Origin of the sequence: Acinetobacter geminorum (assembly GCF_013009345.1) — a bacterium.
In the GTDB taxonomy this organism is placed as follows: domain Bacteria; phylum Pseudomonadota; class Gammaproteobacteria; order Pseudomonadales; family Moraxellaceae; genus Acinetobacter; species Acinetobacter geminorum.
The window spans coordinates 1-20,736 of record NZ_JABELE010000002.1; the positions used below are offsets into that span (position 1 = coordinate 1).

At 37.8% G+C, this 20,736-nt stretch carries 26 protein-coding genes; 1 reads left to right on the top strand and 25 read right to left on the bottom strand.

All coding sequences use genetic code 11. The features are described from left to right. The first annotated feature begins 94 nt into the window (after positions 1 to 94). Positions 95 to 1,006, top strand: a complete 912-nt coding sequence (locus HJG58_RS01685; RefSeq protein WP_170247710.1) for a LysO family transporter — start codon at positions 95 to 97, stop codon at positions 1,004 to 1,006. Here HJG58_RS01685 and pyrF read toward each other — a convergent pair. From pyrF to HJG58_RS01810, 25 genes are all read right to left on the bottom strand, one after another. Continuing rightward, complete coding sequence (pyrF, locus tag HJG58_RS01690) at positions 1,003 to 1,701, bottom strand: orotidine-5'-phosphate decarboxylase (protein ID WP_170247918.1); 699 nt, start codon at positions 1,699 to 1,701, stop codon at positions 1,003 to 1,005. The genes HJG58_RS01685 and pyrF overlap by 4 nt on opposite strands. A gap of 177 nt (positions 1,702 to 1,878) precedes the next feature. After that, positions 1,879 to 2,244 (bottom strand): lipopolysaccharide assembly protein LapA domain-containing protein, encoded by a 366-nt coding sequence (locus HJG58_RS01695; RefSeq protein ID WP_033849878.1) that lies wholly within the window; start codon positions 2,242 to 2,244, stop codon positions 1,879 to 1,881. 25 nt (positions 2,245 to 2,269) lie between these two features. Next, entirely contained in the window at positions 2,270 to 2,572 is a 303-nt protein-coding gene (locus HJG58_RS01700; protein WP_002121337.1) for an integration host factor subunit beta, read from the bottom strand. Positions 2,573 to 2,728: 156 nt separating this feature from the next. After that, on the bottom strand, positions 2,729 to 4,402 hold the full coding sequence (rpsA, locus tag HJG58_RS01705; protein WP_002121348.1) for a 30S ribosomal protein S1: 1,674 nt from the start codon (positions 4,400 to 4,402) through the stop codon (positions 2,729 to 2,731). A 111-nt stretch (positions 4,403 to 4,513) separates the two neighbouring features. Beyond that, positions 4,514 to 5,194 (bottom strand): (d)CMP kinase, encoded by a 681-nt coding sequence (cmk, locus tag HJG58_RS01710; protein WP_170247711.1) that lies wholly within the window; start codon positions 5,192 to 5,194, stop codon positions 4,514 to 4,516. A 10-nt stretch (positions 5,195 to 5,204) separates the two neighbouring features. Then, on the bottom strand, positions 5,205 to 5,645 hold the full coding sequence (locus HJG58_RS01715; RefSeq protein WP_170247919.1) for an SRPBCC family protein: 441 nt from the start codon (positions 5,643 to 5,645) through the stop codon (positions 5,205 to 5,207). A 70-nt stretch (positions 5,646 to 5,715) separates the two neighbouring features. Then, positions 5,716 to 6,219 carry a tRNA adenosine(34) deaminase TadA gene (tadA, locus tag HJG58_RS01720; RefSeq protein WP_002121378.1) on the bottom strand — a complete coding sequence of 168 codons (504 nt, stop codon included), beginning with the start codon at positions 6,217 to 6,219 and terminating at the stop codon, positions 5,716 to 5,718. 5 nt (positions 6,220 to 6,224) lie between these two features. Then, a complete protein-coding gene (locus tag HJG58_RS01725; protein ID WP_170247712.1) occupies positions 6,225 to 7,349 on the bottom strand; it encodes an enoyl-CoA hydratase/isomerase family protein in 1,125 nt (374 codons plus the stop codon). Further along, positions 7,346 to 8,059 carry a uracil-DNA glycosylase gene (gene ung / locus HJG58_RS01730; protein ID WP_170247713.1) on the bottom strand — a complete coding sequence of 238 codons (714 nt, stop codon included), beginning with the start codon at positions 8,057 to 8,059 and terminating at the stop codon, positions 7,346 to 7,348. The genes HJG58_RS01725 and ung overlap by 4 nt, the downstream gene beginning before the upstream one ends. A gap of 53 nt (positions 8,060 to 8,112) precedes the next feature. Beyond that, positions 8,113 to 8,709, bottom strand: coding sequence for a 6-pyruvoyl trahydropterin synthase family protein (locus HJG58_RS01735; protein ID WP_016145101.1), 597 nt, complete (start codon positions 8,707 to 8,709; stop codon positions 8,113 to 8,115). A 228-nt stretch (positions 8,710 to 8,937) separates the two neighbouring features. Further along, positions 8,938 to 9,897 (bottom strand): type II secretion system minor pseudopilin GspK, encoded by a 960-nt coding sequence (gene gspK / locus HJG58_RS01740; RefSeq protein WP_170247714.1) that lies wholly within the window; start codon positions 9,895 to 9,897, stop codon positions 8,938 to 8,940. Beyond that, positions 9,898 to 10,713: a type II secretion system minor pseudopilin GspJ gene (gspJ, locus tag HJG58_RS01745; protein ID WP_170247715.1), complete on the bottom strand. Its 816-nt coding sequence runs from the start codon at positions 10,711 to 10,713 to the stop codon at positions 9,898 to 9,900. Next, on the bottom strand, positions 10,713 to 11,093 hold the full coding sequence (gspI, locus tag HJG58_RS01750) for a type II secretion system minor pseudopilin GspI (protein WP_017482272.1): 381 nt from the start codon (positions 11,091 to 11,093) through the stop codon (positions 10,713 to 10,715). The genes gspJ and gspI overlap by 1 nt, the downstream gene beginning before the upstream one ends. After that, a complete protein-coding gene (locus tag HJG58_RS01755) occupies positions 11,083 to 11,637 on the bottom strand; it encodes a type II secretion system protein (protein ID WP_170247716.1) in 555 nt (184 codons plus the stop codon). Before HJG58_RS01755 ends, gspI begins: the two co-directional genes overlap by 11 nt. A gap of 6 nt (positions 11,638 to 11,643) precedes the next feature. Continuing rightward, the gene (locus HJG58_RS01760) at positions 11,644 to 12,252 is read right to left on the bottom strand and encodes a TetR/AcrR family transcriptional regulator (RefSeq protein WP_014206595.1); all 609 of its coding nucleotides are present in this window, start codon (positions 12,250 to 12,252) and stop codon (positions 11,644 to 11,646) included. Positions 12,253 to 12,288: 36 nt separating this feature from the next. Continuing rightward, a complete protein-coding gene (locus HJG58_RS01765) occupies positions 12,289 to 13,062 on the bottom strand; it encodes a TatD family hydrolase (protein ID WP_170247717.1) in 774 nt (257 codons plus the stop codon). A 17-nt stretch (positions 13,063 to 13,079) separates the two neighbouring features. Then, positions 13,080 to 13,421, bottom strand: a complete 342-nt coding sequence (locus tag HJG58_RS01770; protein WP_170247718.1) for a PilZ domain-containing protein — start codon at positions 13,419 to 13,421, stop codon at positions 13,080 to 13,082. A gap of 10 nt (positions 13,422 to 13,431) precedes the next feature. Next, positions 13,432 to 14,412 (bottom strand): DNA polymerase III subunit delta', encoded by a 981-nt coding sequence (locus HJG58_RS01775; protein ID WP_170247719.1) that lies wholly within the window; start codon positions 14,410 to 14,412, stop codon positions 13,432 to 13,434. A gap of 13 nt (positions 14,413 to 14,425) precedes the next feature. Beyond that, entirely contained in the window at positions 14,426 to 15,187 is a 762-nt protein-coding gene (gene kdsB, locus HJG58_RS01780; RefSeq protein WP_170247720.1) for a 3-deoxy-manno-octulosonate cytidylyltransferase, read from the bottom strand. A 9-nt stretch (positions 15,188 to 15,196) separates the two neighbouring features. Beyond that, positions 15,197 to 16,207 (bottom strand): tetraacyldisaccharide 4'-kinase, encoded by a 1,011-nt coding sequence (lpxK, locus tag HJG58_RS01785; RefSeq protein WP_170247721.1) that lies wholly within the window; start codon positions 16,205 to 16,207, stop codon positions 15,197 to 15,199. Between the two features lie 2 nt (positions 16,208 to 16,209). Continuing rightward, positions 16,210 to 17,937 carry a lipid A export permease/ATP-binding protein MsbA gene (gene msbA, locus HJG58_RS01790; RefSeq protein ID WP_001070729.1) on the bottom strand — a complete coding sequence of 576 codons (1,728 nt, stop codon included), beginning with the start codon at positions 17,935 to 17,937 and terminating at the stop codon, positions 16,210 to 16,212. Next, positions 17,934 to 18,362: an ExbD/TolR family protein gene (locus HJG58_RS01795; RefSeq protein ID WP_000669684.1), complete on the bottom strand. Its 429-nt coding sequence runs from the start codon at positions 18,360 to 18,362 to the stop codon at positions 17,934 to 17,936. Before HJG58_RS01795 ends, msbA begins: the two co-directional genes overlap by 4 nt. A 15-nt stretch (positions 18,363 to 18,377) precedes the next feature. Then, complete coding sequence (locus HJG58_RS01800) at positions 18,378 to 19,013, bottom strand: MotA/TolQ/ExbB proton channel family protein (protein WP_133238728.1); 636 nt, start codon at positions 19,011 to 19,013, stop codon at positions 18,378 to 18,380. 49 nt (positions 19,014 to 19,062) lie between these two features. Next, positions 19,063 to 19,950: a ParB/RepB/Spo0J family partition protein gene (locus tag HJG58_RS01805; protein ID WP_170247722.1), complete on the bottom strand. Its 888-nt coding sequence runs from the start codon at positions 19,948 to 19,950 to the stop codon at positions 19,063 to 19,065. Next, positions 19,947 to 20,729: a ParA family protein gene (locus tag HJG58_RS01810; RefSeq protein ID WP_000057212.1), complete on the bottom strand. Its 783-nt coding sequence runs from the start codon at positions 20,727 to 20,729 to the stop codon at positions 19,947 to 19,949. Before HJG58_RS01810 ends, HJG58_RS01805 begins: the two co-directional genes overlap by 4 nt. Between the last annotated feature and the right edge of the window lie 7 nt (positions 20,730 to 20,736).

Genomic DNA, 20,736 nt, shown 5'->3' on the forward strand with positions numbered 1-20,736 from the left:
ATGTGAAGTACCTTTTGTAATTATCCTCTGAAGGATAAATGAAAATTAAGTACTTACACAAAATTTAGAACAGTCCCAACAATCTACCTATTATATGCAATCTTTTTATCTCATTATTCAAATCTTTTTAGCACTTGCTTCCGGTTATTTCCTAGCACCCAAACTATCTCTAAATATCCGACACTTTATATTTAAAATACTGCCCTATTTTTCTTATATTCTCTTAGCGAGTGTCGCTTTGGAATTAACCTTAGCACTTGATCAAATCGAGAATCCTTCTACCATACTTCCACCCGCTATTATCATTGCGCTTACAACATCTTTTGGTTCGTTCTTTACGTGTTTATTAGCTTATACAATTTTTGATAAACAAAGCATCAAAGGAAAAATCTCTCTACAACTTTTTGTAAATGCTTTAAAGAATATTGCGAAGGCTTTTTTTGCATTAGGTGTCGGTGTTTTATTCGGCGCTATCATTACTCAATTCACCTCACATATCGCATTTAATAGCTGGTATTTATTATTACTTTTTATTTTCTTAATTGGTATTGAACTTGCCTTTACCCACTTTAACCGCACTTGGTTAAGCTGGAAGATTTTAATTGTACCGTTAGCTGCTTTTATAGGGTCATGTATAGCGGGCTTTTTGAATTACTATTTACTTCACAAACATTTTACACTTAATGAAACTTTAGCTTTAGCACAAGGTTATGGCTGGTATTCAATGTCAGGGATTTTATTTACACAATTACACTCGGCAGAACTAGGTGGAATTGCCTTATTAACTGATTTATTTAGGGAAATCGTTGCTATTTTTCTAATGTATACGATGGGATGGCGTTTTCCACGCCCGGCTATCTCAAGTGCTGGCGCAACGTCAATGGATGCTACCTTAGCCATGGTAAAACAGTCATGCGGTACACATTATGTACCACATGCCATGATGAGTGGCTTATTATTAAGCCTACTCGCGCCGCTATTAATTAGCTTATTTCTAAATTTTTAGGCAATTGAAGCCAGAATAGATTTCAACATTTCTGTTGGGTTTTCTGCTTTAGTAATCGGTCGACCAATAACCAGATGTGTGGAACCATCAAGCATAGCTTGCTTCGGAGTTACAATACGTTTTTGGTCGTCTGCATTAGAACCCTCTGGACGAATACCTGGTGTTACTAAAGAGAAGTCTTGCCCAATTAATTCACGAAGAATCTTAGCTTCCTGAGCTGAACAAACTACACCATCCAAGCCACTTTCCTGAGTTAATTTAGCTAAGCGCTTTACATGTTCAACAGGTTCAATATCTAGACCAATATCTCTTAGATCTTCACGTCCCATTGATGTGAGTACTGTCACAGCAATAAGTTGGGTTTGATAGTTACCTGCTTTTAAACGCTCCACACAGGTTTCCATCATTTTACGTCCACCTGACGCATGAACATTTACCATCCATACTCCTAAATCAGCTGCTGCACATACTGCTTGGGCTGTAGTATTAGGAATATCATGAAATTTAAGATCAAGAAAAACTTCAAAATTTTGTTCTTGCAGTTTTTTTACAACAGATGGGCCTTCATGAGTAAAAAGCTCTTTACCCACTTTTACACGACATAAAGCAGGATCAAGCTGTTCAACAATTTTTAAAGCGTCATATTGGCTTTTTGCATCTAACGCAACAATGATACTCAAGAGACTTTCTTCCATCATATAAAATCAGCATTATTATAATAGACAACTCATGAAGGAATAAAGGAATGTAGAGAACTGCTTTCTAAAATTAAAGCGATAAGAACAAAAGCGTTTATATTTAGAAGAATAAAAGAAGAGATAAAATTTAGAAAGATACTACTCTTTACTCATTAATAAAGAGTAGTATGGGGATTATAGCGGAGTAGAGTTTTTATCTTGCGGATAAATATCTACAACGGTTTTTTCATGTCTTACATTTGCAGCTGCTTCAGCTGCCGCTAATTGAGCACTTTGGATTTGTTCTTTTCTTAAATGGTCAATATCTTTACGCAGGCGTTTAATTTCCCAACTTTTTTGGAATACCCTGAAAACTTGCACACCTAATAAAAGACCAACCACAGTTCCTAGTACTAATGTGAGTAGCAATAATAAGCCTAAACGCATAGCTGGAACTTGAGTAAATAACAAATCAACAGAAAGTTCTGTTGGATTCTGCAAAACAAGTGCTAAAGAATAGCCAAATACAACAATAAGCAATGCAATTAAAATATAACGCATAGACACCCCGACTTATAAATTTTATTTATTTCCCAGATTCGTTTACTGCATCACGAAGGGCTTTTCCGGGTTTAAAATGTGGAACAGCTTTAGCTGCAACTTCAACTGATTTTCCTGTTTTAGGATTGCGACCAACTCTTGGATCACGGTGGTGTAAAGCAAAGCTACCAAAACCACGGATTTCAATTCGATTATCAGTTGATAGTGCTTCTATCATTTGATCAATCATAATTTTAACCGCCTCTTCCACCAAAGGTTCAGCTAAGTGTGGGTTTTTTAGCGCAATGCGTTCAATCAAATCAGACTTATTAAGAGCTTCAGTAGTCATCTACGACCTCGTTATTTATTGCTACTCTATGTCGTTCGATAATAACCTGTTTAAATACAAAACGGTAGCGCAGTATGTTGAATACTAGGCTACCGTTTACAGTAATTTGTATAAAAAGTACAATTCCGTTACATGAAACTGTACTTTGTTAACTTATTACTTCATTTGTGCTTTGATCAAGTCACCAATAGTCTTAGGACCATTGTCTTGACTTGTTGTTGCTGTACGCAAGCTAGCAACTGCTTCTTTCTCTTCAGCTTCGTCTTTCGCTTTGATAGACAAGTTGATAGAGCGAGATTTACGATCAACGTTAATGATCTTCGCTTCAACTTCTTGACCAACTTCTAAGAATTTAGTCGCATCTTCTACGCGGTCGCGATTGATTTCAGAAGCTTTAAGAGTTGCTTCAACTTCGTCAGCTAACTTAACAGTTGCGCCACGAGCATCAACTGCAGTTACAGTACCTTTAACTAAAGCACCACGTTCGTTAGCAGCTAAGAAGTCATTGAACGGATCGCTGTTCAATTGCTTGATACCAAGGCTGATACGGTTACCTTCAGCGTCTACAGACAAGATAACAGCTTCAACAGTGTCACCTTTCTTGTAACGACGAATAGCTTCTTCACCTTGCTCGTTCCAAGAAATATCAGACAAGTGTACTAAACCGTCGATACCACCGTTCAAGCCAATGAAGATACCAAAGTCAGTGATAGACTTGATAGTACCAGATACTTTTTCGCCTTTCTCATGAGCTTTAGCAAACTCTTCCCATGGGTTAGCACGAGTTTGTTTGATACCAAGGCTAATACGACGACGTTCTTCATCAACTTCAAGAACCATAACATCAACTTCATCACCAATCTGAACAACTTTAGATGGGTGGATGTTTTTGTTAGTGTGGTCCATTTCAGAAACGTGAACTAAACCTTCAACGCCTTCAGCGATTTCAGCGAAACAACCGTAGTCCGTTAAGTTAGTTACGCGAGCTTTAACGATAGAACCTTTAGGGTAACGGCTCATGATCGCTAACCATGGATCTTCGCCTAATTGTTTAAGGCCTAAAGATACGCGGTTACGTTCACGGTCAAATTTAAGTACTTTAACAGTAACTTCTTGACCAACTTCAACAACTTCTGAAGGGTGCTTGATACGCTTCCAAGCCATATCTGTGATATGTAGAAGACCATCAATACCGCCAAGATCAACGAATGCACCGTAATCAGTAAGGTTTTTGATTGTACCTGTAACTGTTTGACCTTCTTCAAGTTGAGCAAGTAATGCTTCACGGTCAGCAGAAGATTCAGCTTCCATAACAGCACGACGAGATACAACAACGTTATTACGTTTAGCATCAAGTTTGATTACTTTGAACTCTAACTCTTTACCTTCAAGGTGAGTAGTGTCACGGATAGGACGAGTGTCAACTAATGAACCTGGTAAGAATGCACGAACAGGACCGATGTCAACAGTGAAACCGCCTTTAACTTTACCAGAGATAACACCAGTAACGATTTCGCCATCTTCAAAGATTTTTTCAAGTTTAGTCCAAGTTTCAGCACGCTTAGCTTTTTCACGTGATAAAACTGTTTGACCCATACCGTTGTCAAGAGCTTCAACAACTACGTCAACAGTATCACCAACCTGAACTTCAAGTTCACGTTGTTCATTTAAAAATTCAGCACGGTCAACAATGCCTTCAGACTTTAGGCCAGTGTCAACAGTTACCCAGTCGCTATCGATGTTTACAACAACACCTTGGATGACTGCACCCTTTTCAACGTTGAGGTTTAATTCACTTTCTTCAAAGAGGGCTGCAAAAGATTCGGTCATGATATACCTGATAAATTCAGCGGTCTTGGATCAGACAAGGCCGGTTTAGTTAAGTATCAACATAGTCTTTATAGACTGATCAAGCTATGCTTCAACTGATAATTCTATTTACTAAATAGTACGGCTATCGACATAATCAACCATTAACTTAAATACCTGATCGATCGTTAATTCCGAACTATCAATGATATAAGCATCTTTGGCTGGCTTGAGCGGAGCAACTTCTCGCTCCATATCTCTTTTGTCTCGTGCCTGTATATTAGCTAAAATGTCGTTTATTTTAGCATCTAGCCCCATACCCTGCAACTGTTTTACTCTTCGCTCAGCGCGTGACTCAGCTGAAGCTGTCAGATAAATTTTGGCTTTAGCTTCCGGAAAAATAGATGTTGCCATATCACGGCCATCTGCAACTAAACCGGGACTTTGCGCAAAAGCTCTTTGTCTTTCAAATAGTGCCTGTCTAAGCTCTGGAACCACTGCAACTTTTGATGCGTACTCACCAACTCGTTCTGTACGGATTGTTTGAGATACATCTTCGCCATCCAAGAAGACCAAAATCCCTGAGGTAGACGTTTCGAATTTAATGTCCAGTTGACGTGCATATTGGATGCATTCATCAAGCTGACTGTCTAATTTCTCTAATAAATCGTGTTTATGTAATGACAACCCTAATAAACGATATAAGGCACCCGAATCGAGTAAATGATATTGATAATGTTCTGCAAGTTTTGCAGCTAATGTTCCTTTACCCGAACCACTCGGACCATCAATAGTAATAATTTGAACTGTCATTGAACTCTCACTAAGAAGCAAATGCTTTAGCTAATCTCGAAAAGCCTAGTGTAATGGCTAGTTTTAGCTGTGCAAGGATTAATTTACTGACCACTGGCGCTTTTGCCGTTAACTCAATGCGGTATGTAACTAATGTAATGTATGGGGTAATCTCAGAAAACTCGATTCTGCCTAAATGATGTTTAATCAAAGGATTATCTATTAATTTATACTCAATACTTTTATTTTCTTCCAACAATGTAATTTCTTCTTTAATTGGCTTAATTGGACCAAATCCCATACGTCGAATTGAGCCTAAACCATCAGGTCTTTTAGAATCTGCGGAGTCTTTAACACGTACAACTTGTAAAGGTGCAAAAGCAGTATTGTAAGTTGAATGCTTAGAGAGCAAGTTAAATACATCAGTAAGAGGAGCATTAAATTCTTTTTTTACGGTAATTACATTACGCATTGGATCGTCCTTATTACATGGAATCATGGCATTAAAACCGCGTTAGTTTGCCATAAGAGTAAGTTAATTTTTAATCATTTAAGGACGTTTTTTGTTGTTTCTCTTGTTTCTTCTGCTCACGTCTTTGTTTAAAAAAGTGGCTAAGTTGTTGAGCACATTTTTCTTGTAGACAGCCATTCTGAAATGTAAACCTATGATTATAATAGCCTTGTTGTAATAACTGACGTGCACTCACCAAAGAACCTGCTTTAGGTTCTGGTGTACCAAAAACCACATGTTTAATTCTTGCATGTACAAGTGCACCTACACACATAGTACATGGCTCAAGAGTGACATATAAAGTTGTGTCTTCAGGTAATCGATAGTTTTCTAGAGAGGAACACGCTGCACGAATAGCTTGAATTTCTGCATGTGCAGTTGGATCTAATAAAGTAATTGGAGCATTATAACCAGATCCAATTACTCGATTTTGGCTCACCAGAACCGCTCCAACAGGAATCTCCCCCTGCTGAGCAGCCAATTCAGCTTGCTCGTAAGCAAGCTGCATCCAGTATTCATCACTATATTCAGTCATTTATTTTAGGTGATCACACCGTGTTGTCTAAGTAAGGCATTCCAGCTATCAATTGAAGTTACTGGTGGACAATCAGCCAATATACCTCTCAAGCTTAGATCGTCACATGGTTTCCATTCAGGTGATAAATCCTTATCAACCAAGCGTGCGCGAACACCTTCCACAAAGTCAGGATGACGTATTTTCCACTCAGAAATCTGAGCCTCTAGATCAAAGACTTCATCCCATGAGTGAATTTGTTTACCCCATTGCCACAATAACCAAGTAATTGCCGCAGTACTAGGAGATCCTTTTTGCAAGTTTTCACTCGCTTGGCGTAACCAATCACTGCTCGCATCACGCAAGCTAACAATAGCTTGATAGTCCTGTTCAAAATTAAAACCACGGCAAACACTATGAATTACATCAAGTGAGTTCTGCAATGGGCCTGCCGCAACAGGACGGTGCAAGCTATTTAAAGTATCATCAATTGCTCGAAAATCTCCTGCAGGATAATGAGCCCAATTAATATTTAAAACTTTTTGCAGAACATTATCACGCTGTGCTTCACAAATATGTGTTGCCCAACCGATGCTATATGCTCCAGCAGCAGTCATGATTGAACCAGTTAAACCCGTAAACAAACCAATTGGACCACGATCTGCCAAGAAACGGCTCGCACCAACGTCAGGATATAAACCAATATTAATTTCAGGCATTGCTAAACGTGAATACGGCGTCACTAGACGGAATGGTGCAGCCATAAACAAGCCTAAACCACCGCCCATTACATAACCTTCTCCCCAAACTACGACCGGTTTAGCATAATTATGTAAAAGTAGATCTAAAGCATATTCTTGCTGAAAAAACTTATTCGCGGTATCGACTTCTTGATTTATAACAAGTTGGCGTAATTTTCGAACATCACCACCTGCACAAAAAGCTTTTGGTGTAGTTGAGTCTAACCAAATTGCTTTAACCTGTTCATCGTGACGGAAATCTTCAAATACACGCAATAATGCCGTTACGATTGATTCGTCTAAAGCATGTAACGATTTAGGGCGATTCAAACGTACTATACGCCAGCCGTTTTTTGCTTCTTCAACCACCAAGTCCGGGTGATAGTTATTTACATTGGGAGAGTTCATCATGCGTCCAATTGCCAGTCTATGGGCTCAATGCCATGTTGTTTCAAATATTGATTTGTTTTTGAAAACACTTTGCATCCAAAAAACCCTCCTCTATTTGCAGCAAGAGGTGATGGATGTGCGGCTGTTAAAACCAAGTGTTTATCTCTATTTATACGTTGTCCTTTGCGCTGTGCATAAGCACCCCACAAAATAAATACTATATGTTGTCTATGTTCATTTAGAACATCAATAACTTCATCAGTAAAGGCTTCCCAACCCTGCTTTTGATGTGAAGTCGGCTGTCCAGCCTCAACCGTAAGCACACTGTTGAGTAAAAGTACGCCTTGTTTAGCCCATTTTGTTAAGTCACCATGGCGAGGAGCCGGAATACCCAAATCTGTATGTAGTTCATGAAAAATATTGCGCAAAGATGGTGGTAATGCAATACCTTTTTGAACAGAGAAGCTTAATCCATTCGCTTGGTTTGGCCCGTGATATGGGTCTTGCCCTAAAATCACAACTTTTACATTAGCGAATGGTGTGGTATTTAAAGCATTAAAGATCTGTTTACTAGGCGGATATATTATTTTCTGAGCTTGTTTCTGTTGAAATAAGAAATCGCGCAAACTATCCATCTGAGGACTTAATAGAAAAGGTGCTAAAGATCTTTTCCAACTTTCTTCTAATTGAACTTTACTGAGTTTATCTTGCTGTTGCTCAGTTAATTGCATTAATGTCATCCTAGATCAATTTTCAATTCTACAAATAAAATAAGTAATTCGATTTATACTTCGACTTGCAAATCAACTTGAGGATTATTAAATTTAACCCCTTTTTTCAAGTCTTCATACATTTGTGGATTTGCCCACTCTATCTGAATTTGTTCTGAAAAAACAATTCCATCAAGACTTAAAATACCCATTTGTTCGTTTTGAATATCTTCAATAAAGCTCTGAGCATATCCAGTATCAGTCTCATGAACAATAACAGAATATACCTCAACGTCACCTTCCCCATTTTGAGTGACTGTTGATTGTAAAACTTGCTGAGCTAAATAAAAGAAAATACGTGAAAACTGTTCGGCCGACGGTGAAACAGGTAAAGAAATCCAACGAGCACTAAAAGTCTGGCATGCATCAATATATTGAGAATCATCTTTTTCCCAAAAACAGATTGCATGATCAAAGCTATCGAACAGGTCTTTTATTACTCCCTTTAGGAGTCCAAAATCATAAACCATTTGCCCATGATCTAATTTCGAAGCTTTAAGCAATAACTCAACTTTATAGCTATGTCCATGAATTGATCGCTTACAACGATCCGATGTACAGTTACGTACAACATGTGCATTTTCAAACTTAAATAACTTACGAATTAACATGTGCCAAATCGATCATTCCTTCTAAGAACATTATTATAAAGCAAAAGACGAAAATTTCGCACCACTTTTCAATTAGAAACAATTAGCAAAAAGTATGATAAGACTTATGAAGAAACATTGGAGATACACATATAGAAAGTTTATATTTACTTTAACGCTTAACCTGAGAAAAATTTATAATTACAAACTTCAAAAAACATCCAAAGCAAATAAATCATAAATTTTCAATTAGTTAAATGGTGCCATATTTCTAGAATATACATAAACCTGCTTATCACTCCGCATCAAGGCACTTGTAATCTGTCTTTTTCTATTATTCAACACAACCTCAATTTGTGCTTGAAAAAAGTTCGACTTCACATCTAAAAGGCTACTAACCTCAGTTTTCTTTTGTGGATCAACTGTTGAAAAAGCATTCAATTGCCATAATTCATCAATATTTTGAAAGAACTTTAAATTCTGTTGGCGTAATTGAAGTTCTTTTTCTATAGTCCCTAAATCTAATTTTTGATCAATACTCGCTAATACTAATGGTGCTGCGGTATTAATATTCACTTTTGTATTTTCAGGTAATGCAGAAATGTATGGTGCAATTAAATCATATTTCTTACCTTCAAAACCTCTTACCAATTTCAACTCTTCTATACGATGAAATTTAGCATTTGAAACTAAATAACCAGGATCAAGACCTTCATAATAATTACTTTCTGCCCCCATAGGTCCAGATGGTTCATCATCTGGGTCTTGCCAATCAATAACTGCTTGACTTAACTCTGCTGGCAATCCTACACGCACAAGCAATCGCTCAAACCAATTTTTAGCAGCTTCGTTTACCTTGCCTTCATTGGTCGTTAAATTGTTTAGATTAAATTTTCCTGACTCATCTAGTAAGCGCCCCGATACAATTCCATCTTCTATTGGGAAAGGTGGCATTGGCTGAGCCCAACTTTCCTTTAAATGATCGATGCCACCAGCATTGTTTGCATCTTGAATTAATAATTCAGAAAAAAAAGCTTCTGCACTTTTTGCATAGAGTAACGACTGATTTTGACGCATCAAATAACCCGTATTTTCCATTGTATTAGTTTGATGCTTTGCAATTGAGGCAGCTAAAATTGTAGCCAAAGCAACCATTATCAAAATTGTGAGTAACGCTACACCTTGCTGATTTTTTTTATAGAGTAACATTTATTGACCACCCTGTTTGGAGAGCGATAAGTCACCTTGGTTTAAGCTATAAATCCACTCATAACTTACACCTGCAACCGTGAGTTGCATTTTTATTCCTTTTGGCAACTTCCTAAATTCATCAGGTTTTGTGGGATCAATATTAACTTCTGGCCACTTTGTCACTTCTTGAGGTGTCAACACCATAATTTGAAATTGTTCAACTTGGCTCAACAGCGTACTGGATAAAGGTTGCTCTCTATTTGAAGTATTTAAGTTACTATATTTAAGACGATAAAGCTTTTTTTGATCAGGATCATATCGATATTCGATACGCTCAAAAGGTGATAATCCTTGCTTTAATGGATCAGTAACACCCGCCTTACTAAAGCGAAGAACTTGATTATCAACTTCTAAAGCTGGACGTAATTGCCCGCCTTGATTGGCTGATAAAGGTATAATTTGCAATGTATCACGCAAAACTTGTTGATAAGCATCTTGTAATTCAAATAACTGCACTTCATGTTGAGTATTACGATCACGAACTTTTAATAAATAGTCAAAAACCTTCCACCCCAACAAAGATAAAATAGCAAAAATTGCAATTGAAACTAAAAGCTCAACTAAAGTAAATCCTGAGGCACGAGTTAATCGAGCACTGCTCGATCGTGCCGCAAGATGAGAAACTGTGTTTCGAGTGTGAGAGTCTTTAAAGCAACGCTTTGTCTGAGCGCAAGACGAAGAGCTTTGCTCGGAGTAACCCCTCATCATCTGCTCCGATCGTACCGCAAGACGTGAAGCTGAGTTTGGAGAGCGAAAACTTTTATTCTTTATCATTATTTTGCTTTCATTGGGTAATTAAAAAATACCAAGTGAGTAATACCATTTTGAACTTTGCCCTTATCAGAATCATATAAGCTAATTTGTAAATCTACTTTCTGAACATTCGGGCTAATTGTAGATTGTGCAGATTTGTCAATCTGCCAAGTTTCGCCTTGAGAAGTAATTTGCTTACTTTGAGTACCTTCAAGCCATTCCTGATTTATCTCCATTAAAGCAACTTCATTCATTGCCACAAACTGCGCTTTTGTTCTAAGAATTGCATTTGAGGTAGATTGAGTATATTGCATGGCTACTTTAGTTAACGCGACAGCCGCCACTGCAAAAATTGCTAAAGCAACCATTACTTCTAATAGAGTAAAGCCTTTAGATTTCATTTATTTTACCCAAATGATCAATTTGTATTTCTGAACCAATTGGTTTTTGTTCAAAGTAAAACTGTATTTTCACAGTTTTAGCTTCACCGTTACCGAACCAGATTAACTGTGGAGCCTGCCCTCCAATTAAATCGCTATTTGTAGCTTTTGAATAGTTTTGCTCATCTAAAGGTTGTATTGTGAACGATACATGTTTAGGTAAGTGGCGTGTATTAAACTCAGAATATTTCTGCCAGCGATTTTTTAAATCTTGGACCTGTAATTTACTCTGGTCATGATACTCATACAATTCATAAGAAAATGGTGAAACATCTGTTTCACTCAGAGTAGATAAAGCTAAAACACGAGACTGATCAAGCGACTCTTTACCAATTTTATGCATATCAAGCAAAAATAACTCTCTTGCTTGCATTGCTTTCTTTTGGTCAACCCCACCTATGTTGAGTACAACTAAAGAGGTCATAATCGTCATAATAACAATCACCACCATCACTTCTATGAGAGTAAAACCTTTTTGGGATTTAAGTGATGATTGGGATTTCATATCGACCTAAGCATATTGCTCAACAGCTTGTTTAGGTAGGGCCAAAGCCTGATCAATATAAGCCACTCTTAAAGTGTCTCTTGAACCTAAATATCGTTGATAAAAACTTGAATTGAGAATAGCTGCTGCACCATGAGTTAATGACCAAATAGAAGCAAGATAATCTCGCGTAGGCATATTGCTTTGAATAGATTCTAAATAATGGTCTGTCATGCGAATGATAATTCGCAATCTCTGTTTACGTACCTGATAAAGTTCGTGAAAAAGATGATGTACGCCTTGAGCAGTGATTGAGAGTTTTTCCTCAATTTGATGAAATAAAACTGTTCGCTCAGGATGATGCAAATGATGCAACATGAAAAAGGCTAAATGTTCCGGAAAGGCCTTTTCAGTATCTTGAACCATTTCAAGTAACATACGCTCATTACGAATGATCAACAGCATGTACAACTCATCTTTACTTTGAAAGTGTTTGTACAAAGTTCCTTTTGCTAGATCAAGCTCAGCAGCCAAGACATCAAGTGTCATTCCGGCTTCGCCATTTTCTAGCAATAATTGTTCCGCAACCTGAAATATTAATACTTCTCTTGCTCGGAACTGAGCCTGACGATCCATCTTCACGCAATTACTCTCTTATATAGTTTCTATGACCTAAATCGCTTTTAGCAAGTTCTCAAAATTTTGTGAGGTGATCATTGCAATTTCCTCAACCGATTTATCATATACATCACTGAGCGCTTTGGCTACATAAGGCACATATTTTGGTTCATTTGTTTTACCACGATATGGAACGGGTGCTAAATACGGGCTATCTGTTTCAATTAAAAGGCGATCTAGTGGAACCTGTTTAGCTACATCCCTTAAATCCTGTGCATTTTTAAATGACACAATACCGGAAAAAGAAATGTAATAACCACAATCCAATACAGCCTTAGCAGTTTCCCAATCTTCAGTAAAACAATGCAGAATTCCATGTGTTGAGTGTTCAGCACGGATAATATCTACCGTATCATGCTTTGCTGATCGGGTATGAACGACAACTGGTTTTTTTACAATTTTTGAAGCTTGGATATGTCTTGCAAAACATGCCTTTTGCTCCTCAATAAAATCTGTACTGTGATAATAATCTAGTCCAGTTTCACCTAAAGCCCATACTTTTTTTGATTGAGCCAATTCAATCAAATGTTCTGTTGTTGCAAGCGCCATTGTGTCTACATCCTCACAAGGATGTACACCTACCGTATAACCGACATCTTCATGTCTTTTTGCAATTTCTGCTAGTGCAATATGGTCATCAAGATCAACGGAAATTGCCATAAATTTGGACACCCCTTCGGCTCGCGCTGCTGCAAGCGCAAGATCCAGATCACCGTTATAAGGTGTCAAATCTAACATCGTTAAATGGCAATGCGTATCAACAAACACTTTTATTTCCTATCTAATTACATGGTATAACTTGGACGATCTAGAGACATACTACCAGCCAAAACTCGTTCTGCCTCAGTTTTATAGTAAATTCCCTTATCTCCGCTTAATTGAATAGCAAAACCCTGAGGTTTAAATCCACTTTGCTTATGTGATATCCAAATCACTTTACCAGTTAAAGGAATTTTCTGAGACTGCTCAGGTAAAGTAGCCAAAATGAAAATTTCTTGTCCCATTTTCACCTTTTGTTTTGACGGCACAAAAAGGCCTCCACCTTGCACATATCCCATATAACTTGCTTGTAATGTTGCTCTATCTGGAATATTGACCTGAATAATCCCCCCTATTTGCGTTTGCATAATTTTCCCCTTAAATATTCATTAATGTTACAAATAATTGATCTATAATAAGTTGAGTTTGAACATTTTGTTCAACAAGTTTTTTTGCCTGTTGCAATTCATTATAAATATTAAATAAGCTTTCTAAATCATAATATGGACTTAACTGCTCAAAACCTATATCAGTATTTTTTTGTGGTTGATTAAGCTTGATACAAATTAAATCACCCAACAAGTATTCAAAAAGTACGATAAAATCATTAAAACTTAACTCTTTTTGCCACTTGCCTGAGAGAAATAGAGGCATATTTTTTTGAGCAACAATTTTAAGCCAATCATTTAAGAAAATCTGTCGTTTAGCAAACCAATCACTTTTAGCAATTTCCATTGCTTGTAAAGGCATATCATTAGATAAGGCAAGCAATAAATCAGGCTGTACTTCGGCGAGTTCAGATAAATGCTCATTCAAGTATGATGTAGCTTGCTCATATGAGATACGATCTAAAGCAAAATGTTGCAATCGGCTACGAATAGTAGCTGGTAATTTAAGATAGTGATCTGCCAATAAAATTAAAACAACACGTTCACCTGGTTCTTCTAATGTCTTTAGCAAAGCATTTGATGACGCCAAGTTAAGCGCTTCAGCAGGCTCAATCAGAATAACGCGCCAACCTTCTCCAGTTTGTTGCACAAAAGGCAGTAGGTCACGAATCTTTTCAATTTTGATTTTTGCATTCTGCTTTTTATTTTCTTCATCCGTTGTGATATGGACATAATTGGGATGAGTATCTGATTTTAACCATTGGCAACTGCTGCACTCACCACAAGGGCCCTGCGGCTGCTTATTTAAACAAAGGACCCAAGCCAAAAAATGTTTTGCGAAAGCATGCTTTCCACACCCTTGCTTGCCGTAAAATAGTAAGCCGTGTCCAATATTGGGAAACCTTGTTGTTAAAGTCTCCCATGTTGTTTGCTGCCAAGGATAAACCTTTGAAGTTACATTCGGATTCATTAAAAATTAACGCTTATTCAAAAGATTCAACAGGCATATTATTTAAGCGATCAAGATCAGTTTGAGTATCCACACCTGGTGGCAAATTGGCTTCGGCTACAGCAATTGCAATTCGATGACCATTTTCCAAAACACGCAATTGCTCAAGACTCTCGAGCTTTTCAAGTTTACCCATTTCCCATGTAACATATTCTTGTAATAAGCTCACACGATAAGCATATAAACCTAAATGACGAAATGCTTGGCTATGTAAAGTTGGTTCAGCTTGTTTAGCACTATCTCGATCATAAGGGATCGTTGCACGACTAAAATATAATGCTTCATTTTGTTTAGACATGACTACTTTTACGATACTATCACGCTGAAATTCATCCAACGCATGAATAGGCTCACATAATGTAGACATTGAACAGTTTGGCTTATCAACCAAAAGCTTTGCAACTTGCTGAACAAGCTGGGCTGGCAGTAATGGCTCATCGCCTTGTACGTTTACAATAATGTCATCAGCATCCCATCCTTTAATACGAGCAACTTCACTTAAACGATCTGTTCCTGATGGATGGTCTGCACTTGTTAAAACAACATCAACGCCCTCTGCACGACATATTTCAGCGATACGTTCATCGTCCGTTGCTACACATAGGTCATCGAAACCTTCAACTTTTTTTGCTTGATCCACTACTCGTAAAATCATAGGACGATCATGAATAAGTAACAATGGCTTACCTGGCAAACGCGAACTTGAGAAGCGTGCTGGAATGACGATATGTTTCATTTTTTCTTCCTAAGATATTTGAATATCAAGCTTTTGCAATTGTTGATTTAAAATCTGATAGCACTCTGTAGACAAAACAGCTTTAACAGGTACAACCCAGATAGAACGTTTAAAGTCTGGATATTTTTCAAGCAATGGCAAAAATTTAACCGCATCTTTTTCTGTTGTAATAATCGGCAGATCATCATTAAAAATGAGATCATCAATACTGTAATCATGATGATCACGAAAAGCATGCTCTTGAAATTGTTTCACCCCTAAACCTTTAAGTGTTTGGTAAAAGCGCTGAGGAAAACCAATACCGACTACTGCATGGTAATTATTTTGAATATTGAATGATAATTCAGTTGCCGAAGAAGGATTCAATAAGTAAGGCTGCCCTGCATCAAGATGCATATGCAATGTAGTTGTTGGTGTGAAAGTATGCTCAATTACCGTACTAGTTTTTAAACGTTCCGCAGGTTCACGTAAATATCCCTCTGGTAATAACTTTCTATTTCCAAGGCCACGATTTTGATCAAGTACGATCCATTCTATCTGACGATCTAATGCCCAATGTTGCAATCCATCATCACTAATAATTAAATCTAGTTTAGTCGATGCTAATAATAACTCGATTGCAGCTTGTCTACTGGGTCCTACTGCCATAGATACGCCAGTTGACTGTACAATCAAAGCAGGTTCATCTCCTGCTTCAGCTGCTTGACTGGCCGATGTTACCAACATAGGAAAAGGGCCAGCTCCACCATAGCCTCTACTAATTACCCCTACCTTTACATTATGCTGCTTTAGATAATTGACCAGCTCTATTAATAATGGAGTTTTTCCACTTCCCCCCACCGTAATATTGCCAATTACCATGACCGGCACAGGTGCGGTATAAACTTTTTTAAAGCCTGAACTATAAAGATAACGATTTAGTAAAAACCCAGCACGATACAAGCAAGACAAAGGACGTAAAACAATCAACCAACTTGATTGCTTATTCCATGCATTTTGGATCAGCTGGGCTAAAGACATACTTAATGGTCCTCAAAATTACGCTGATGTAATTGATAATAAGCACCGTGCTTAGCAAGTAATTCTTGATGAGTACCTTGTTCAACAATTTGTCCGCGGTCCATCACAACAATACGATCCGCATTTTCAATGGTTGATAGACGGTGAGCAATCACAATCGTTGTACGATCTTGCATAGCTTCATCAAATGCTTGTTGAATAAAGTGTTCAGATTCATTATCAAGCGCACTTGTCGCCTCATCCAAAATGAGAATTGGGGCATTTTTCAAAATTGCACGAGCAATTGCAATACGTTGACGTTGACCACCCGATAAATTTAGACCTTGAGCACCCAAAACAGTATCGTAGCCATTTGGTAAGTTCATAATAAAGTCGTGGGCATAAGCAGCCTTTGCTGCAGCTATTACGTCTTCATCACTTGCATTATGTAACTGCCCATAAGCAATGTTTTCACGTACAGTTCGGTTAAACAAAACAACTTGCTGATTTACCATTGCAATTTGTGTACGCAAACTTGAAAGCTCAATATCACGTATTGGCAAATCATCTAAATAAATTTGACCACTTGAGACTTCTTGGAAACGTACCAACATGTTCACTAAAGAAGTTTTACCAGCACCAGAGCGCCCTACCAATGCAACAGTTTCGCCTGGACGAATATCTAAAGAAAAGTCTTTAATCGCTTGCGTACCGTCAGCATAGTTAAGTACAACATGGTCAAAACGAATTGCACCTTGCAACTGCGGTTTAAGTTCACCACTATTTTGCTCTTCAGGTAAATCTAATAATTCAAAAACTGAGTGTGCAGCTGCTAAACCCCGCTGTAACTTTTCGTTCACATCTGTCAAGTTTTTAACAGGCTTTGAAAGTAACCCTGCTGCCGTAATATATGCAACAAACTCACCAGCAGTTGTATTCCCTAAAATTTGTGGTCTTAATGCTAACCATACAATTAGAGCCATTGCGCAAGCCATCACTACTTGAACAACAGGACTATTTAGGTTTTGCACAATCACCATTTTTAAACCACGTTTTAAGTTTTCTTCCGATGACTTATAGAAACGCTCTTGTTCTGACTCTTCACCAGCGAAACTTTTAACAACTGCATTACCATTAATACTTTCTTGCACTACATGGTTAACATCCCCCATAGTGTCCTGAACTTGCATCGAAAGTTTGCGCATTCTTTTTGAAGCTTTACGCACCAAAATCCCAATCACAGGTAAGAACACCATAATACAAATTGTTAAACGCCAATTGGTATAGAATAAATAACCTAACAACCCCAACGTAATCATGCCATCGCGAACAATGGTCTTTAATGATTCAGATGAAGCAGCTGTAAGTTGCTCGACGTTATACATAATTTTGGCAGTAATATGTCCCGAAGAGTTATCAAGATAATATTGAGCCGGTAGTCTTAGAAGTTTTGCATAAACTTCTTGGCGAATACTAAAAACCAAACTACGCGAGATCACAGCCGTATAGTATCCCCCCATAAATAGGCCAAGGCCACGGAAGAATACCAATAAAATGATTAATAAAGGGAACCAATCCAGATCCGCTCTACTCGCATTTTGAATTGCATCAATAATAAATTTAATGAGCTTAGCAACAGAAACCTCCGTTGCTGAGTTCATACCGAACCCGATAAGAACTAATAAGGCCACGCCCCAATAAGGTTTTAAATAGGATATGAGACGCAAATAAACCTTAAAATCTTGATTCACTCAGAAAAACCTCTAGAAGGAACTTTGGTACTAATATTGATGTTAACAAAACCGAGTTGTCCTGCTACATCCATAACACGAATAACATCCTGATGGGATGCTTTTGCATCAGCAGCAATGATAAACATAAAGTCACGTCGCTCTTGAGCAATTTGCTTAATTGCAGTGCTCAAATCAGCCACATCTTTGGTAGATAGCGCTTGACCATTCACGGCGTAATGTCCGCTAGAGTCTACCACGACTTCAATTTTATGATCGTACTGTTTTGGTGGAACACCTTGTGCATCTGGTAAAGTTAAATTGATGCGACTTGGCTGATTAAAAGTGGTAGATAACAATAAAAACACTAGAATGAACAATAAACAGTCAATCATAGGTGTTAGATTGATATGAATGTCTTCAACCTGAGAACGTTTAAACTTCATATTGCGATCTACCCATCAACCAACGCGGCGATGTTCTTGCATGACTGAAGAACGTTTGTAAAACAATGAGGCATGAAATAGCGTAGATTGTTGCTCTAACTCAGCAATATAATCTTGCACTACTCTTTGAAAATATCGATAGGAAATAAGTGCAGGAATTGCAATGAGCATACCAACTGCTGTTGTGATCAAAGCCTTGGAAATACCGGGAATCATTAAACTAGGACTACCTGCCGAACCAAAATCAATAACCAAAAAAGACTCAATAATTCCCACAACTGTTCCAAGCAGCCCTAGTAGAGGTGCTATAGCACTTAAGGTCCCTAAGAAGTTAATATTTTTTTCTAAATAAGAAATTTCTTGAGAAGCCATAGCTTCCATTTGTGCTCGAGCAAATTGTTCGCCATGTTCCTGATGCTCAAAACCAGCTTTTAGAATATTGCCCAATGCCGTGCTTTGCGCATTAGTATCCTGTTCCAAATTTATTATGACAACAGAAATATCTGCACTGCCATCATTCATTAGTACTTTAGGTAAAACTTGTGAACGTCTTAAACGTACAAAACGCTCAATACTAATTGCGACGGTTAAAATTGAACACAAAATTAAAGGCAGCATTAACCAGCCGCCCGCTTTCACAAGTTCCCACATATTTTCTTCCCCAAGAATATAAATTAGAAATATATGACCTAACTTAGAATTAATCTGGTAAACAAATATTCAAAATACCATCTAACTCATCTAAGGTATGATAGTGAATAACAAGCTTACCTTTACCTTTCTGGTTATGATCAATTTTAACATTGGCACCAAAACGTTCTGATAATTTCTGAGTTAGTTGCTCAATGTCTGGTGCAACAGGAGCTTTTTCCTTTTCCTGTTTAGGCTCGTTCCAATCGCGCACTAACTGCTCAGTCTGACGAACAGATAATCCCTTCTCAATTACAATTTTTGCAACTTCAAGTTGTTCTTTGCCCTTTAAAGTTAAGATGGCACGAGCATGCCCCATATCAAGCTGGCCTTGCTGCATAAACTCCTTAATATCATCAGCCAAGCTCAACAGACGTAATAAATTACTTACCGTTGTTCTTGCTTTACCGACTGTATCAGCAATTTCTTGATGGCTTAAACCGAATTCATCATGGAATCGTTGTAGCGCCAACGCTTGATCAATCGGGTTTAAATCTTGACGTTGAATATTTTCAATAAGTGCTAAAGCAATAGCAACCTGATCATTTAAATCACGAACAATTGCAGGGATTTCCGTTAAGCCAGCAATTTGAGCTGCGCGCCAACGACGCTCACCTGCAATAATTTCGTAAGGATGAGCTTCATCATCTACAGGACGAATAACAATTGGCTGCATTACCCCATGTTTTTCAATAGAGGATGCCAACTCTTGCAAATCATGCTCATGGATAAAACGACGTGGTTGATATTCACCTCGTTTCAACAACTTCACGTCAATTTGCTTTAACTGACCATGATCAAGCGCTTGAGCTTCTAGTTGTAATTTTTCTTTTTGAATTGAACCAAGTAATGCATCTAAACCACGACCTTTCGCCAATCCGCGTTTTTTGATGCTCATACTTTACTTCCTTTCTTCACTTTACTTTTCTTCAACATCTCAGCCGCAAGATTTAAGTATGCAACTGCACCTTTCGAACTTTTTTCAAAATAAATCACTGGCAAACCATGCGCTGGAGCTTCAGCCAAACGAACATTACGTGGAATCACAGTATCGTAGAGTTTCTTACCAAAATATTGTTCCAACTCAGCAGATACATCGCGAGTTAAGGCATTACGCGCATCATACATGGTGCGTAAAACACCAATAATTTCCAAATCTGGATTTAACGCTTTTTGAATACGATCGATTGTTTGAGTTAAATCTGCCAAACCTTCTAATGCATAGTATTCGCATTGCATTGGAATAATTACACCATCTACTGCAGCTAAGGCATTCACGGTAATTAAACTTAAGCTAGGCGCACAATCAACAATAATGTAATCGAATGAGTCCCGGATTTCATTCAAAGCATTCTTTAAAATGAACTCACGACCTTCTTGCTCTGCAATGGCAAGCTCGACACCAGAAAGTTCACGGTTTGAACCCAAAACTTTATATCCAACCTCAGCTTTTTGAATTGCCGTTTCGATTGGCACTTCACCCAATAACACATCCGTAATTGAGTAAAGTAGATCATTCTTTTGAATACCAGACCCCATCGTAGCATTACCTTGCGAATCTATATCGACAAGTAGCACACGTTTTTTCAATACAGCTAGTGACGCTGCAAGATTTACTGCAGTCGTTGTTTTACCAACACCACCCTTTTGGTTTGCAATCGCAATAATTTGAGCCATGGTAACC